The organism is Pseudomonas sp. URIL14HWK12:I5 (assembly GCF_900176445.1).
GTDB classification, from domain to species: Bacteria; Pseudomonadota; Gammaproteobacteria; order Pseudomonadales; family Pseudomonadaceae; genus Aquipseudomonas; species Aquipseudomonas monteilii.
In genome coordinates this window covers 1-13,612 of sequence record NZ_FWXQ01000019.1, presented here as the reverse complement: position 1 = coordinate 13,612, position 13,612 = coordinate 1, and the positions used below count along the sequence as shown (strand labels likewise).

9 protein-coding genes are annotated in these 13,612 nt (G+C 60.5%); 6 read left to right on the top strand and 3 right to left on the bottom strand.

Annotation, left to right across the window (positions count from 1 at the left end; all coding sequences use genetic code 11):
- Positions 1 to 1,160: retention module-containing protein (locus B9A31_RS26745; RefSeq protein WP_084297562.1), on the bottom strand; the 1,160-nt coding region annotated here is incomplete at its 3' end.
- 962 nt (positions 1,161 to 2,122) lie between these two features.
- Between B9A31_RS26745 and B9A31_RS26740 the strand changes: the two genes are divergently transcribed.
- The gene (locus B9A31_RS26740; protein ID WP_016714386.1) at positions 2,123 to 4,279 is read left to right on the top strand and encodes a type I secretion system permease/ATPase; all 2,157 of its coding nucleotides are present in this window, start codon (positions 2,123 to 2,125) and stop codon (positions 4,277 to 4,279) included.
- 7 nt (positions 4,280 to 4,286) lie between these two features.
- A complete protein-coding gene (locus tag B9A31_RS26735; RefSeq protein WP_027609934.1) occupies positions 4,287 to 5,645 on the top strand; it encodes an HlyD family type I secretion periplasmic adaptor subunit in 1,359 nt (452 codons plus the stop codon).
- A 65-nt stretch (positions 5,646 to 5,710) separates the two neighbouring features.
- Here the strand turns inward: B9A31_RS26735 and lapD are convergent, their stop codons facing one another.
- Positions 5,711 to 7,657: a cyclic di-GMP receptor LapD gene (gene lapD / locus B9A31_RS26730; protein ID WP_025755046.1), complete on the bottom strand. Its 1,947-nt coding sequence runs from the start codon at positions 7,655 to 7,657 to the stop codon at positions 5,711 to 5,713.
- A gap of 10 nt (positions 7,658 to 7,667) precedes the next feature.
- A complete protein-coding gene (gene lapG / locus B9A31_RS26725; RefSeq protein WP_221212589.1) occupies positions 7,668 to 8,330 on the bottom strand; it encodes a cysteine protease LapG in 663 nt (220 codons plus the stop codon).
- A gap of 304 nt (positions 8,331 to 8,634) precedes the next feature.
- Here lapG and B9A31_RS26720 point away from each other — a divergent pair, with 304 nt between their 5' ends.
- The 4 genes from B9A31_RS26720 to B9A31_RS26705 all read left to right on the top strand — a co-directional run bounded on the left by B9A31_RS26720 (position 8,635) and on the right by B9A31_RS26705 (position 13,481).
- Positions 8,635 to 9,324 (top strand): GntR family transcriptional regulator, encoded by a 690-nt coding sequence (locus tag B9A31_RS26720; protein ID WP_019096314.1) that lies wholly within the window; start codon positions 8,635 to 8,637, stop codon positions 9,322 to 9,324.
- Between the two features lie 112 nt (positions 9,325 to 9,436).
- The gene (locus B9A31_RS26715; protein ID WP_019096315.1) at positions 9,437 to 9,940 is read left to right on the top strand and encodes a sigma-70 family RNA polymerase sigma factor; all 504 of its coding nucleotides are present in this window, start codon (positions 9,437 to 9,439) and stop codon (positions 9,938 to 9,940) included.
- Positions 9,941 to 9,944: 4 nt separating this feature from the next.
- Positions 9,945 to 10,901 (top strand): FecR domain-containing protein, encoded by a 957-nt coding sequence (locus B9A31_RS26710; RefSeq protein WP_025755047.1) that lies wholly within the window; start codon positions 9,945 to 9,947, stop codon positions 10,899 to 10,901.
- A 114-nt stretch (positions 10,902 to 11,015) separates the two neighbouring features.
- Positions 11,016 to 13,481 (top strand): TonB-dependent siderophore receptor, encoded by a 2,466-nt coding sequence (locus B9A31_RS26705; RefSeq protein WP_084297563.1) that lies wholly within the window; start codon positions 11,016 to 11,018, stop codon positions 13,479 to 13,481.
- The last annotated feature ends 131 nt before the right edge of the window (positions 13,482 to 13,612 follow it).

The following is a 13,612-nucleotide window of genomic DNA, read 5'->3' as shown; positions in this document are numbered from 1 at the left end:
GTCAGGGTCGCGGTGGTGGTGTCGACCGAGTCATTGATCGTGGTTTGAGCCGGGGTCGGGTTCGGCGTCAGCTGCTCGAAGTTGCCGCCAGTGGCGTTTTCGATGGTAACGCTGACGGTCGAGCCGTTGTTGTAGACGTCGTTCGCCGGGGTCTGGAAGTCGACACTGCCCTGGGTCTTGCCGGCCTCAACGGTAATGGTCTGGCCGTTGGACAGGGTCACGGTCACCGGAGTCTGGGCAGGGTTGCTCAGGGTCACGGTGTAAGTGATGACGCCGCCTTCAGTAACGCTTGGCGAAGCAGTCAGTGTCGCAGTCGTCGTATCGATGGTATCGGTCACTTGGGTAACCGCCGGCGTTTGCGGCAATGTCACCGTCAAACCGCCGCCACCGGTTGCACCGGTGACAGTTGCCGAGATCTGCCCACCGTCGATATACGGTGTATCGTTCGCCGGGACCACGACATTGACACTACCGCTGGTCTGCCCGGCCGGAATGACGATCACGGCGCCATTGGACAGGGTAATGACCAGGTTGGTAGTCGGTGCCTGTCCAACCGTGGCGGTATAAACAATTACGCCACCCGCTTCGCTGATGGAAGGAGTGGCGCCAAGGATCAGGTCGGTAGCAACGTTGGTGTCCGTCGTCGGCGTGGTCACCAGGTTGTTGTTGGTGTCACCCAGCAGGCCGACTTCTTCACTGTCCAGCGTGGCTGCAAAGCCCAGCCCTTCAGTGGGGAATCCAACGGTGGGGTCGACCCGGCCCGCCGTTTCTTCGAGCATCACGAAGCTGTGACCACCACCCAGCGCGCCACCACCGCCTGCGGCCGACGGACCGGCTGCGGTAGCTTCAAGCTCGGTAGTCGGGTCGACACCCGCAGCGATCGCCTGCTGCAGTTCTTCCACCGACGGCGCGGCCTGTGCGGTCGCCTGGCTCAGGTCGATGCTGCTGTCAGGCGTATCGGCGCTCCACTGGCTGTCACGGCCCAAGTCAAGCAGACGGCCATCGGCCAGCTCCAGAGTCACTGCCCCGCCCGGGCCAGTGAGCACTTCCTCACCTGCCAACAGGCGGTCCCCCTCGATGAGCACACGACGAATGCCCTCTGGGGATACCGCAATAACCTGGCCGACAATGCTTTTGACGATGGCTACAACGCTGCTCATTGGACTCTCCGTGTGACCCGATGGGTACTTCCCTGCCAGAGCGGCACTGCAAGCCACTTCAGGCGGAACTTATGTCGATGATCTCTTGACGCTTTCTTGCGTCAACATTCCGTCTATAACTTTTTGAAACCGTAATACTGCCAAAGTATTGACCTTATACAGGCCATCCTAAACAATCGGCAATGTAATGTCACATTGATATTTGTACCTTAGCCAACCGTTTGCCGAGGACCAATGTCGTACATCATCAAAAATGCGCTGGCCGTTAAGTTCAGTAGCCTTTTCCACATACGGGCAGACGCCATTACACACTTTAGAAGCACCGTCCATCGGCCACCGTCAAGGTCGTTGGCGTCAACATTCTGGTCACTTTCGTTGCCCCAGGCACGTGCGCGTTTACAAGCACAAACCTTGCCTGAAGTCGCCCGGAAAAAGGTTTGAAACCCAGGCAGAATCAGGGCCGCACTCATGCCCTTGCCAACCAAGCCTGCTACTGATCGCGGCCACCAACAACGATTTACCGCAGATCAAACAGATAGCGAACCCGCACGCGAATACTGGCATGAGAATGATGGCAAACCATCGGTGATTACAGAACCACGGTTCAACGAGCAAACACACTTCGCGCGATGAATTTTAATGATCTGCCCGCTTTTAAACGTCAACAAATTAGCGCCTGTTTACTGACAAGCCCGCGAGCCGATCACTCACCCAAACGGCGTTGTCTGGGTGGCAGGCTATGCTGCACATGAAACGGACCCCCAACAGGATCAGAAATGAAACAGTCACTGCATGGCAGCGCCTATGCAGTAGCAATATCGACGTAGAATTGTTTACTCAGTATCGATTCAAGGCGACCATTGGCCAGCTTTTTTGCAGCACCATTGAACGTCAGGGTGAGCCGATAGACCTGAATGGCGGCACACCCACCCCACCCACCACAAGGATGAAGAGAGCGCCGCGTGGAATCTGAAGTCAGTCGAGTCCAACTCAGCCACGATCCACGCAGTCAGCATGACGATCCCTTGCTGGATAGTCTGCTGAGCCTGTGTGTCTTGCACCAGAAACCCGCCAGCCGGGTCATGCTGACCACGGGCCTGCCGCTGCCCGCCCAGCGTCTGAGCCCCGAGCTGCTGCCCCGCGCCGCCGCCCGGGCGGGTCTGCAAGGGCGGCTGCTGCAACGCAAGCTGGAGCAGATCCCGAGCATCGCCATGCCGGCCATGTTGCTGCTCAAGGAAGGCCGCAGCGCCGTCCTGCTGGGCTGGGAAAATGAAGATACCGCACGCCTGCTGCTCAGCGAGAGCGACGGTGGTGAGGTGCATGTCAGCCGCGAAGCCCTGCAAAGCGACTACAGCGGCCGGGTGTTCTTTGCCCAACCGCAACACAAGTTCGACGTCAACCACGGCAACCTGATCCCACGGGCGAAGTCGTGGTTCCGCGACACACTGCTGCGCAGCAAGTGGCTTTATATCGATGCCATCGCCGCCAGCCTGGTGATCAACCTGATTGCCTTGGCCGCGCCGTTGTTCGTGATGAACGTGTATGACCGCGTGGTACCTAACCAGGCTACGTCGACACTTTGGGTGCTGGCCGTCGGCATAGCCGGCGCCTACATTTTCGACCTGATCCTAAAAGGCCTACGCGGCCTGTGCCTGGACCTTGCCGGCAAGAAAACCGACCTGATCATTTCAGCAACGCTGTTCGAACGCATCGTCGGCATGTCGATGAAGTACCGGCCGGCACGGGTGGGCAGCTTTGCCCAGAACATTCACGAGTTCCAGGGCCTGCGCGACTTCCTCGCGTCGCTGACGCTTACCAGCCTGATCGACCTGCCTTTCACCATTCTGATCCTGGTCGTCATCGCCATCATTGGCGGGCACCTTGTATGGATCCCGGTCATCGCCTTCCCACTGGCCCTGGGCATCGGCTACGCCCTGCAGCGGCCGCTGATGGCGACCATGGAACGGACCATGGCCCTGGCCTCGGAGCGCCAGTCCAGCCTGATCGAGACCCTGGCCGGCCTGGATGCGGTGAAGGTCAACAACGCCGAGAGCGAACGCCAGTACATGTGGGAGCAGACCCTCGGTACGCTCAGCCGCCTGGAGCTGAGGGTGAAGGTGCTGTCTAGCCTGGCGATGAACATCACCCTGCTGATCCAGCAACTGGCAGGCGTGGCGATGATCTGCGTCGGCGTGTACCTGATCATCGATGGCAACCTGAGCATGGGTGGCCTGGTGGCCTGCTACATGCTCAGCGGCCGCGCGCTCGGCCCACTGGGCCAGCTGAACGGGCTGCTCGCCCGCTACCAGCAGGCCAAGGTGACCATGGTTTCCACCGACCATATGATGGAGCTGCCGCAAGAGCGCAACTTCGAAGAGCGCCCGCTGAGCCGCAAGGTGCTGCAGGGTAGCGTCGAGTTCCGCGGGGTCGATTTTACCTATCCCAACCAGCAGAACCTGGCCCTGAAGAACATCAACCTGACCATCCGCCCCGGTGAGAAGGTCGGCATCATTGGCCGCAGCGGCTCGGGCAAGAGCTCGCTGGCCAAGCTCATCGTTGGCCTGTACGAGGCCAATGGCGGCTCACTGCTGGTCGATGGTGTGGACATTCGCCAGATCGACGTCAGCGAACTGCGCCACAACATCGGCTATGTACCGCAGGACATCCAGCTGCTGGCTGGCACGCTGCGCGACAACCTGGTCAGCGGTGCCCGCTACATCGAGGACGAACTGATCCTGCAAGCTGCCGAGCTGGCAGGCGTGCATGAATTCGCCCGCCTGCACCCGGACGGCTACGAGCTGCAAGTGGGGGAGCGCGGGCAGAACCTGTCCGGCGGCCAGCGGCAGAACGTTGCCCTGGGGCGTGCGCTGCTGCTCAACCCGCAGCTCCTGCTGCTGGATGAGCCGACCAGCGCCATGGACAACACGGGCGAAGAACGCCTGAAACAGCGCCTGCAAGCCGTGGTGGAGGGCAAGACGGTGCTGTTGGTCACGCACCGTGCCTCGCTGCTGTCGCTGGTGGACCGACTGATCGTGATCGATCGCGGACAGATAGTCGCCGACGGCCCGAAAGCCGCGGTCATGGATGCGCTGAAGAAGGGGCAGATCAGTGTTGCATAAGCTGGATATGGGGCAATTCAAGGATGGCCTGAGGCGCTATTTCAAGGGCTCCGACTCACTGGGCGGCCAGCCGCTGCCAGAGGTGAACAAAGCCCTGATCGAGGATGCGCCAAGGGTGGTACGGCTGACCATCTGGGGCGTGATCCTGTTCTTCGTGTTCATGATCGTATGGGCCAGCGTTGCGCCCATCGATGAGGTCACGCGGGGCGAAGGCAAGGCTATCCCGTCTTCCAAGGTGCAGAAGATCCAGAACCTGGAAGGCGGCATCGTCGCCGAGATCTTCGCCAAGGAAGGGCAGATCGTAGAAGTGGGCCAGCCGCTGCTGCGCCTGGACGAAACCCGTTTCGCGTCCAACGTCGGTGAAACCGAGGCAGATCGCCTGGCCATGGCCCTGCGGGTCGAACGACTGAGTGCGGAAGTTCAGGACAGCCCGCTCAAGATCGACGAAGCACTGCGCAAAGCCGCACCCAGCCAGGCAGCCAGTGAAGAGTCGCTATACCAGAGCCGGCGCCAGCAACTGCAGGACGAAATTGGCGGCCTGCAGCAGCAACTGGTCCAGCGCCAGCAGGAACTGCGTGAATACAGCTCCAAACGCGCCCAGTACGCCAACAGCCTTGAGCTGCTGCGCAAGGAAATCGGCATGTCCGAACCGCTGGTGGCAACCGGTGCGATTTCCCAGGTAGAAGTGCTGCGCCTGCGCCGTGCCGAAGTTGAAAACCGCGGCCAGCTTGACTCCACCGCACTGGCCATCCCGCGTGCCGAGGCCGCCATCCGCGAGGTACAGAGCAAGATCGAAGAGACCCGTGGCAAGTTCCGCAGCGAAGCATTGACCCAGCTGAACGAGGCACGCACCGAGCTGAACAAGGCGACCGCCACCAGTAAGGCACTGGACGACCGGGTACACCGTACCATGGTCACTTCACCGGTGCGCGGTATCGTCAAGCAGCTGCTGGTGAACACCATTGGCGGGGTAATCCAGCCAGGCAGCGACATCGTCGAGATCGTGCCACTGGACGACACGCTGGTCATCGAAGCGAAAATCCTGCCCAAGGACATCGCCTTCCTGCACCCAGGCCAGGAAGCGACGGTGAAGTTCACGGCCTATGACTACACCATCTACGGCGGGCTCAAGGCCAAGCTGGAACAGATCGGTGCAGACACCATCACCGATGAAGACAAGAAGACCACGTATTACCTGATCAAGCTGCGCACCGATCGCAGCCACCTGGGGACTGACGAGAAACCGCTGCTGATCATTCCGGGGATGGTGGCCACGGTGGATATCATGACCGGCAAGAAGACCATCATGAGCTACCTGCTCAAGCCGATCATGAAGGCGCGTTCGGAAGCGCTGCGCGAGCGGTGATAGCAAGTCTGCGCGGCTCTTTGTAGGAGCGGCCTTGTGCCGCTCCTACAGGGGATCGGGTTCAGTTAACGCCAGGGCGCAGGTTCGCCAACCAGCTGCCCCTGAATCCCGCCTACACCCATATCCTTCAACACCCGCCGCTCCCCTTCCGTCTCGACCCGCTCGGCAATCAAAGGCAGGTCGATGCTGTGTGCCGCGCGCTGGATCGCTTCGATAAACAGACGCTTGTGCTGCTCTTGGTCGATGTTGCGGATATAGCTGCCATCGATTTTCAGGTACGCCAGGCCCAGGTGCGCCAGGTTGCCGATCATGCTGAAGCGGCCACCGAAACGCTGCAGCGCCAGACCAAAGCCAAGCGCGTGCAGGCGCCGGGTCAGGTGTTCCAGGGCCGCCTGCTCAGGCAACTGCTCCTCACCAATTTCAAACACCAGCCGAGGCCCCATGGCCGTATTCTGGCCCAGCAGCTCGAAGACGCGCTGCAGGGCCTTGGGGTCGGCCAGCGTGGCGGCAGACAGGTTCAGCGCCAGCACCTGGTCATGCCCACGCAAGTGCGCCAGCACTTTCTCCAGCACCAGCACATCCAGCCGTGGCATCCAGCCAAAGCGTTCCAGCCAGGGCAGGAAGCGGCCCGCGGGCAACGCCTCGCCCTGACCATCCTTCAAGCGCGAAATCACTTTGTGGTGCAACACCCCTTGTGCCGTGCCGGAGTCCACCACGGGCTGGAAGAACAGTTCGAAATGCCCGTTGATAAAGGCTTGGTCAAGCCGCTCATGCCAGTCGTGCTGGCTGTCCGCCGCAACAGCAGCCACGCCTTGTTCAAGGCACACCCAGCCTGGCGTCGGCTGGTTTTCGGCACGGGCCAGGGCTTCGTCGGCAAGCTTGAGCAACGCCTGTGGTGCATCACCGGGGCTGAACGGCGCAAGGCCGATGCAGGCAACCGGGTCGATATCACTGGCGCCGGTCTCGTGCAGGCTCTGCAGCGTCGCTTCCAGCGCCTGGGCAAGGTGTACCGCTTCCTCATGCACCATGCCCGGCGCCAGCACGGCAAACTCGCCGCCACGGCTGCGGGAAATCAGGTCGTTGGTTTCCGGGAAACTGGCACAGGTACGGCGCAACTGCTCACCCACAGCTTGCAGCAACTGGTCGGTGCGCTGGCCACCCAGGCGGGCGTTCAAACCCGCCAGGCCTTGAACGCGCAGCAACAGCAGGTAACCCGCGCGCGCTTCTTCCAGGTTGCTCACCCGGGTGTTCAACTGCATCTCGAAATAGCGGCGGTTGGACAGGCCAGTCAAACTGTCCTGGTACGACTCGGCACGCAGCCGCTCGCTGCGCTCGGCCTGCTCGGTGAACAGGGCCTTGAGCTTCTCGACCATCTGGTTCATTGCCTGCACCACGCGGCGCAACTCCGGTGTACGCGGCAACTCGGGCAGGCTTAGGAATTCGCGACGGGCAATGGCGTGGGATTGCTCGACCATGTAGTCCAGCGGCCGCAACTGGCGGCGCAGCAGCAAGGCACCGAGCACGGCACTGGCCGCACCGCACAGCAGCAGCCAGCCCAGGCTGCCCAGAGCGCTTTGCCAGAGCTTGGCAATGGCGAACATCGGGTGGCTGATTACTTCCACGCGCGCGGCCTGCTGCCAGCCACGGCTGACGATGGCGTCCCCGCCGGCAGCCTCCAGGCCGATAAGGTTCACGAACCAGCGGGGTACACCGCCAGGGTCCGGCTCGGCGTGACGCTCCACCAGCACGGCATTGGAACCCAGGTCGACGACCTTGATGCTGGAGTAGTAACCACTGTCGAAGATCGAACTGACCATCAGCTCGACCATCGCCGGGTCGTCGATATTAGGCGTCAGTGACAGCGCCAATGCGGTCGCGGCATCCTGGGCATGCGAGCGCAGCTGGTTGACGTACTGGCTGCGCGAGCTTTCCAGGCTGACCATGAAACTGCCACTGAAGGCGACCACCAGGAACAGGCAAATGGCCAACAGCAATTGTTTGAACAGTGACATCTGTGCTCCTTCAGTAAACAGGCTCGGCCGGGAACCCTTCGGCCTGCATTTTTTTCAGCAAATCCTGCCAGCGTGACAGCCGCTTGGTATCGCCGACCTTCTTGTTGCCCGCGGCGCCCGTCAGCCACAACCCCTCGCCATTGAAGGCGTATACCGGCAACAGGTCGGTACGCTGGCTGGCCGGCTTGATGGCGTCCATCAGGCTATCGAGCACCAAAGGCTGGGCCTGTGGGCTTGAATAATAGGTCAGCACCATATGTGCCCGGTTCTGTCGCAACGCCTTTACGTAGGTGATGCGCAGTTTTTCGCTGGGGATGCCCATGCGCCGCAGGCTGAAATATTTGGCGATGGCGTAGTCTTCGCAGTCCCCGGCGCCCTTGATCAAGGCCTGCACCGGTGTGGCCCAGTAATCGACCTCATGCCAGAGGTCGATGTCTTCGACATAGCGCAATTGCTGGTTGAAGAAGCGGTTGACCACTTGCAGCCGCTCAAGCTCAGCCCCCTGCTTCTGGGTAGCCATCAGGTTCTGCCAGGCATCGATGCGCCCCTTCCCGGCCCCCAAGGGGCCATACAGGGCCTGCGACTTGCGGCTGATCTGGGAAAAATCCCAATCCGCGTGCAAGCCGCCCAGCAGCAGACTGCCCAGCAGCGCGGCAAAGCCGACACGTCGCATAACGGTTTTGAGCACCCAGGATATCGCCACTGCGAAGCCCTGTTCAGATCAGTCGAAAGCAGCGATGGTGGGGCTTGCCACAGTAAAAGACAATGGCACGCTGCAATCATGCACCCGCTTGTCAGCCCGCCTACACTTTCTGTTTATAACCTTATATAGGCCGCTTCCTTTGGCAGGCGACTTCATCCACCATAGCCGCGCTTTTGGGGCGCCCGTTCCATCACGGGTACAGGTTTGACAATCCCCATGGGCTGTAACTAGTGTCATTGGATCCAACTTTAGTCATCGTTGAGGCAGACGTCGCGTGGCCGAGAAAATCAAATTGAGCAATGTGCTGGCCAGCGAGCAGCTGTTGCCGCACCAGGCCCGTGGCGTGATCGAAGAACGCCTGCGTACCGCCATTCTCGATGGCCGCTTGCCACCAGGTACTGCCGTGCGCCAGCAAGAACTCGCCACCTTGTTCGGCGTCAGCCGCATGCCCGTGCGCGAGGCCCTGCGCCAGCTGGAAGCACAATCGCTGCTGAAAGTGGAAATGCACAAAGGTGCGGTGGTTGCGCCGTTGATCGGCGAGGATGCGGTGGACACCTATGCCCTTCGTGTACTGCTTGAGAGCGAGGCGCTGCGCCAGTCCATCCCGCTGCTGGATGCCAGCGACATCGCCAGCGCCCGTGGGTATATCCAACTGCTGGAAAACGAAACCCGCCATGCCGAAATTGGCCGCCTGAACCGCCTGTTCCACATGTCGCTGTACAGCAAGGCGCCAAATAAAAAACTGCTGCGCCTGATCGAGAACGAACTGAACGAAGAAGAACGCTTCCTGCGTTTTCATCTTTCCTCCATGGGCTTGGGCAAACTCACCCAGGATGATCACAACGCACTGGTGGATGCGGCCAGTGACAAGCTGGTCGATGAGGCGGTAACAGTGCTGGAACAGCACCTCAATAGTGGCGCGCGGGTAATCCGTAATTACCTGGATACACAGTTGGGGCGTTAATCTGTCGCCGGCTTGAGGGGGCGACGCGAGCTGATGGGTTGCAAATTGATCCTGCCCCGCCAACAATGAGACTAATTATCATTCTTGTCCATTGATGCCGGCGCCCTCCTCCATGCCCAGCAACGACTGCGTGCAAACGCTCTATAGTGACCACCACGGTTGGTTGCACAACTGGTTGCGCGGCAAGCTCGGCAACGCCGCCGATGCCGCAGACCTTGCCCATGACACCTTCGTACGCCTGCTGCAGCGCCGTGAGCAGTTGCAGCTGAATGCTCCCCGGGCCTTCTTGCGCACAGTCGCGCGTGGACTGGTAATCGATCACTGGCGCCGCGAGGAGCTGCACAGGGCCTACCTGGAGGCGCTGGCCCATGTACCGGAAGCGCAGGCTCCCTCTGCAGAAACCCGCGCGCTGCTGCTGGAGTTGCTCGAGCGCATTGCACGCATGCTCGACGGCCTCAAACCCAAGGTACGACGCGCATTCCTGCTGGCCCAATGCGAGGGGCTGAAGCACCAGGCCATCGCCGAACAGATGGGAATCTCCGTCCGCACGGTAGAACGCTACATTGCCGATGCGCTCTACCACTGCTACGTGCTGCGCTACGAAGACGAGTGCTGAAGCGATGGCCGCCGCACGCCCTGATGCAAAAGTGGTCAAGCAGGCCATCCAGTGGATGCTACGGCTTCGTGAAAGCGGGCATGACCCGGCTCTACAATTGGAATGCGCACAATGGCGCAATGCTCGGCTCGAACACGAGCGAGCCTGGCAACGGCTTACACATCTGCATCAAGACCTCGACTTGCGTGCCATACCCGGTGCCGGGCTGGCGTTGCAAACCCTGGAAACCAGCCAGCAACGCCTGCACAGGCGGCAGGCGCTGAAGCTACTCGGCGGCGTTGTCATGGCGGGGTCGGCAACATGGCTGGCCAAAGACATCGATGCCGTCAGTGCATGGGCCTCGGACTATGCCACCGGCACGGGCGAACGACGCGCGTTCACGCTGCCCGATGGCTCATTGATGCAACTCAATACCCACAGTGCAGTGGACCTGGCCTTCAGTGACCAACAGCGTCTGGTCCGCCTGAAGCACGGGGAGATGATGATCACCTGCGGCCCTCGGCATTCCTTGCTGGTACAAACACGTGACGCGCTGCTGGAAGGATTCGAAGGGCGCTTTGTGGCCTACCAGGACAGCGACTGTACGCGCGTAAGCGTCAGCCACGGCAAAGTCGCGATTCATCGACCTGGCAATGGCCAGCTGCTGTGGATCGAAAGCGGACAGAACTGGCGCCTGGATGCTCAAGGCGCGCACCGGCTCGCACACATGGACATGGATGCGATGGCATGGGCCGAAGGGCTGATCGTGACCCAGGACATGCGCTTGGCCGACTTCCTCGCGCAGGTCCGCCGTTATCGTCATGGTTATCTGGGCTGTAGCGACGAGGTTGCCGATCTGCGCTTGTCGGGGGTGTTCCGTCTCGAAGACCCGGAGCAACTGCTGCAGTTGCTGCCGCAAACGCTGCCCGTGAAGCTTCGTCAACGTACACGCTGGTGGGTACGTGTAGAGCGCTTGGCCTGATAAGGCCTTATCGATTTCTGGCGGGTTTTGAATCCCGGTCCGGCTAGGACAGTAAGCGACCCCTTCTGCCCTCAACCCTCCAACGGACCCTTCATGTCTATCAACCCGTTGTTAATGCACACGTTCCAACCAAGCGATCTTCGACCTGCCCTGCAATCGGTACGCTTACGCCAAGCCATCCGGGCTGCCCTGTTTGGAACCGCCTTGGGCCTGGCATCCGCTTCGCAGCTTTCCGTAGCAGCTGAAACGGCCCAAATGAGTCATCACTACGCAATCCCGTCCGGCCAGCTCGCTGAGGTGCTCAATCAGTTCGCTCGCCAGGCCGGCATTACCCTGTCGAGTACGCCTCAGCTTACCGATGGCCTGCAGTCCAACGGCCTACAGGGGCAGTACGCTAACGATCAGGCCCTGCGCCAACTGCTCAATGGCAGCGGCCTGGAGGCCGTCAGCCAGGACGGACGTAGCTATGTGCTGCAGGCACAGCGCCAGAGCGCCGCACTGTCATTGCCCGACACTGATATCCGTAGCTTCACCCTCGGCAATGCACTGGGCAGCATGGAGGGCTACAACGCCACCCACAGCCAGGTGGCGACCAAGACCAGCATGCCGTTGGTCGAGACCTCCCAATCGGTGTCGGTGGTTACCCGCCAGCAGATGGACGATCAGGGCTCACAGACCGTTGCCCAGGTCATGCGCTACACGCCTGGAGTACTGACTAACCCTTACGGTGCGACCCACCGCTACGACTATGTGGCCATGCGCGGCTTCAACGACGGCTCTGTGGATAACATCTATGTCGACGGGCTCAAGTCCATGGGCGACAACGGCACCTACAGCACCATGCAGGTGGACCCGTACTTCCTTGAGCGCATCGACATTCTCAAGGGGCCGTCTTCGGTACTGTACGGGCGAAGCTCACCGGGTGGCCTGGTAGCCCTGACCACCAAGAAGCCACTGTTTACCCCCTACTATCAGGTTCAGGCCACGGTTGGTACCCAGGGCCAGCGCGGGACGGGTTTTGATTTCAGCGGCCCTGTGGACGATGACAAGCGTATCGCTTATCGACTGACAGGCCTGGCGGATGCTTCCGACACACAGTTCGACCACAGCAAGGAAGAACGCTACGCCATTGCACCGGCGATCAGCATCGACTTCACCGAAGACACGTCGCTCACACTGCAAGCGTATCTGCAGCATGACCCTAACGGTGGTTACCACGGCGGCAACCCTGCAGACGGCATGCTGCACAAGCGCAACGGCTTGCGCCTGTCGGATCACTTCTTCGAGGGTGAGCCGGGCATCGACAACTACGAGCGCACACAGCAGTCCTTCAGCTACCAGTTCGAGCATCGTTTCAACGATGTGTTCACCGCACGGCAGAACTTCCGCTACCAGGATTCCGACGTATCCATGGACCAGGTGTATTCGGCCGGTTGGGCGGACGCCGACAGCAATATGCTCAACCGTGCCTACACCGGCGGCGACGAGCGCCTGCATTCGTACATCATCGACAACATGCTGCAGGCGGAATTCTTCACGGGTGCTGCCAAACACACCCTGCTGTTGGGCACAGACTACCAGCGGCGCAAGGCTGACGTCACTTGGCGTTATGGCACGGTCGACCCGTTGGATGCCGGAAGCCCGCAGTATGGCAATGGCAACCTTCAGGTACTGGGCGAGAACCGCTACCTGCGGCGGTTGCAGCAAACGGGCGTGTACCTGCAGGACTTGGTAGAGCTGGACCAGTGGCGCTTTTCTTTGGGGCTGCGCCAGGACTGGGTGAAGGTGTCTGAAGAGAATCGCGACAGCGATACCAAGGTCAGCGATCAGCGCTCCAAAATGACTACCCGGGCCGGGGTGCTCTACCTGTTCGAGAACGGCATTGCACCCTATGTCAGCTACTCGGAGTCGTTCAATCCCAATACCGTGTCCGACCAGGAAGGCCGTCCGCTGGCACCGACGGAGGGCACGCAATGGGAGGCTGGCATCAAGTACCAGCCGCCAGGCAGCGACAACTTGTTTACCGCATCGGTATTCCGTATCGAGCAAGAGAACCTGGCGTCCAAGCAGCCTGACGAAGACTTCTATCGCCCTGTAGGTAAAGTACGTTCCCAGGGGCTAGAGCTGGAGGCGCATGTGCAACTGACCGACAGCTTGAAGCTGTTGGGTGGCTATACCTTTACCGACATCGAGTACGCCAAGGCGATGCCGAGCCTGGTGTCGGGCAACCTGGACAACAAAGGCAATTCGCCAACCCAGGCGCCGAAGCAGATGTTCTCGCTGTGGGCCGACTACAACATCCACCAGGGGCCCCTGGATGGCCTGCGGTTGGGCGGTGGCGTGCGGTATGTGGGGTACAGCTGGGTGGATGCGGAAAACAGCATGAAGGTGCCTTCCTACACGTTGTTCGACGCCTCGATCGGCTATGACCTGGGCAAGGTGGGGCTCAAGGGTGTGGATGTGCGCATTAACGCCAACAACCTTACCAACGAAAGCTACATCACTTCCTGTGCCAGCCTGAACTACTGCTACATGGGTGAAGAACGCAACGTCAGCGCCACGGTCAGCTATCAGTTCTAACGGTATTGGTACCCGGAAAAGACAAAGCCCCTGTCTGCAGTGCAGACAGGGGCTTTGGGTTTGAATCTTGACGATGACCTACTCTCACATGGGGAAACCCCACACTACCATCGGCGATGCATCGTTTCACT

Coding starts and splice junctions, on each gene's coding strand:
- B9A31_RS26735 (WP_027609934.1), top strand. CDS start 4,287: ATGGGGCAATTCAAGGATGGCCTGAGGCGCTATTTCAAGGGCTCCGAC.
- lapD (WP_025755046.1), bottom strand. CDS start 7,657: ATGTCACTGTTCAAACAATTGCTGTTGGCCATTTGCCTGTTCCTGGTG.
- lapG (WP_221212589.1), bottom strand. CDS start 8,330: ATGCGACGTGTCGGCTTTGCCGCGCTGCTGGGCAGTCTGCTGCTGGGC.
- B9A31_RS26715 (WP_019096315.1), top strand. CDS start 9,437: ATGCCCAGCAACGACTGCGTGCAAACGCTCTATAGTGACCACCACGGT.
- B9A31_RS26710 (WP_025755047.1), top strand. CDS start 9,945: ATGGCCGCCGCACGCCCTGATGCAAAAGTGGTCAAGCAGGCCATCCAG.
- B9A31_RS26705 (WP_084297563.1), top strand. CDS start 11,016: ATGCACACGTTCCAACCAAGCGATCTTCGACCTGCCCTGCAATCGGTA.